The sequence below is a fragment of the Vibrio sp. 1167 genome (assembly GCF_033340375.1).
GTDB classification, from domain to species: domain Bacteria; phylum Pseudomonadota; class Gammaproteobacteria; order Enterobacterales; family Vibrionaceae; genus Vibrio; species Vibrio alginolyticus.
The window spans coordinates 1-1,345 of record NZ_JAWOWK010000064.1 but is presented as its reverse complement, the minus strand read 5'-3'; the positions used below and the strand labels follow the sequence as shown (position 1 = coordinate 1,345).

The window sequence follows — 1,345 nt, the reverse complement described above, 5'->3', positions numbered from 1 at the left end:
TGGCTGGCGAGTTAGATCTCGTTATCACGTCGGATATTCAACCCCGTTCTGAGGTACATTATGAACCGTTGTTTGACTTCGAAATGCGCCTGATTACTGCAACCAATCATCCATTAGCTGACAAAGAAATTATCGAACCACAAGATCTTGCCGATCAAACTATGCTCTCTTATCCGGTTCAAAAACAAAGATTGGACGTTGTTAAGCACTTCTTGCAGCCGGCCGGCGTCGAGCCTGCCAGATGGAAGCAAGCGGACAATACCTTAATGCTGGTGCAAATGGTTTCGGCAGGCTTGGGCGTTGCGGCGCTGCCAAACTGGGCGATATCCGAGTTTTCTCGTCAGGGGTTAATCACCAGTAAACCATTTGGCAAAGGTTTGTGGCGTCGTCTGTTCGCAGCAACGCGTAACTCTGAAAAAGATAAGCGTTATCTGCAAGCCTTCTTTGCGACGGCGAGACAACAATGCAAAAGCCATCTTGACGGCATCAAGATGGCTTAACAACAAGGAATCGATTAAGACTAGCGTTCGTACGCTTTGAATTGATTGGTGAGTGGGTCGTACTGATAACCAAGCATATCAAGCTTGCCCACCACCGACTCAACATCCATTTCGTAGACCGAAGCCAACTCGTCAAAACTGTCGCACTCTAAGCGTAGTTTTTCGTTGACGATCCCCAACAAAATGATGCTATCCAGATTGCCTACATTGCTTAAATCCATCGCGACACTCCTCTTCGACAACGTATCAAGGTATATCCAAGTGACTTCAAGATGTAGAGTTCAGAGCGTTGTCTTGGTTCGCATGCTTTGTTAACAATTTTTGATTTAGAACCACTAGATCTTCAAATTGTTGCCTCGCCTTCAAACCAAGTCATTCTCGCTGAACCAAGCATCTCGAGGTTACTTGGGTATATACATACAGCGTAGACAGGATCTGGAGAATTTAAAGTGAGCTCACTCGAGATCGTGAACTCACTATCAGACTGTTAAACAGCCAGAGCAAACAAACCTTGTAGGCTTGTCATGGAAGCAAGAGCAAGCAGCAAAGCAATGCTCAGTTGCACTTTTTCTGGCGCCTTGTGTGTGAAGATATGCCAACACCAAACCACAATGGTAGAGATAAGCAGCGCTAAAGAGATCAAAATCGGCTGCGTTGCGCTCGCAAGCGTAGCTTCATCCAATTGGTACGATGAAAATAAAATCGCAAGCACCAATAGCATGCCAGAAACAATACCCGTTACAGGTAAAATACGGTGGAACGCCTGTAGTCGGCTACGGGCAATCGTAAGCAGCAATTGAGAGAACGCCGCACCTAAGAAGAAGATCATCACAGCCATCGTTGCT

General features: G+C 46.2%; 2 protein-coding genes and 1 pseudogene. 1 reads left to right on the top strand and 2 read right to left on the bottom strand.

Annotation, left to right across the window (positions count from 1 at the left end; all coding sequences use genetic code 11):
* Window positions 1-500 (top strand): LysR substrate-binding domain-containing protein (locus R7Z78_RS24380; protein ID WP_318117031.1); only part of this gene is annotated, 500 nt, incomplete at its 5' end.
* A gap of 20 nt (window positions 501-520) precedes the next feature.
* Here R7Z78_RS24380 and R7Z78_RS24375 read toward each other — a convergent pair.
* Window positions 521-721 carry a DUF4250 domain-containing protein gene (locus R7Z78_RS24375; RefSeq protein WP_005457961.1) on the bottom strand — a complete coding sequence of 67 codons (201 nt, stop codon included), beginning with the start codon at window positions 719-721 and terminating at the stop codon, window positions 521-523.
* Window positions 722-987: 266 nt separating this feature from the next.
* Window positions 988-1,345, bottom strand: a pseudogene (locus R7Z78_RS24370) (hypothetical protein); the annotation flags it as partial.

Excerpts from the sequence above, each read along its gene's own strand:
- R7Z78_RS24375 (WP_005457961.1), bottom strand. The coding sequence starts at position 721 with ATGGATTTAAGCAATGTAGGCAATCTGGATAGCATCATTTTGTTGGGG.